Origin of the sequence: Methylobacterium sp. E-065, assembly GCF_022829605.1 — a bacterium.
In the GTDB taxonomy this organism is placed as follows: Bacteria; Pseudomonadota; Alphaproteobacteria; order Rhizobiales; family Beijerinckiaceae; genus Methylobacterium.
In genome coordinates, this window is the sequence record NZ_JAKSYD010000191.1 from 1 (window position 1) to 481 (window position 481).

Annotated in this window: 1 protein-coding gene; it reads left to right on the top strand. The window is 68.2% G+C overall.

Features of this window, described 5'->3' with window-relative positions; translation table 11 throughout:
* Positions 1-481, top strand: a 481-nt coding sequence (locus MKK84_RS23745; RefSeq protein ID WP_243924341.1) for a porin, incomplete at both ends; no start/stop codon positions are given.

The following is a 481-nucleotide window of genomic DNA, read 5'->3' on the forward strand; positions in this document are numbered from 1 at the left end:
GACAGAAGTCCCGCCTGGGTGCGGCCGCCGCATTGGCGGCAGTGGGTGCCGCGCACGCCGCCGACCGGCCGGTGAAGAAGGCCGTGCCGAGCGGGTACGTCCGCGTCTGTAGTGCCTGCGGCGCGGGCTTCTTCTACATCCCCGGCACCGACACCTGCCTGCGCGTTTCGGGGCGTGCCCGGTTCGAGGGCGGATACCAGACCAGCTATACCCGCCAAGCCGGCGCGGCTGGTGACACGTCCGGCTACCATGGCCGGATGCGCATCAACCTCGATGCCCGCACCCAGACCGCCTACGGCACGCTCCGCGCCTTCACCCGCCTCGATGCCGGCGCACGCACCGGGGCCACATTCTCGGACATGCCCCGATGGTTTGAAATCGTCGCCACCCTCTTGCTGTTCGCCGCCGGCATGGCCGTGGTCAGCGCAGTTCTCAACACGAGCGTACCGATTTTTGGAGACTGGCTTTCCAGCAAGATCGG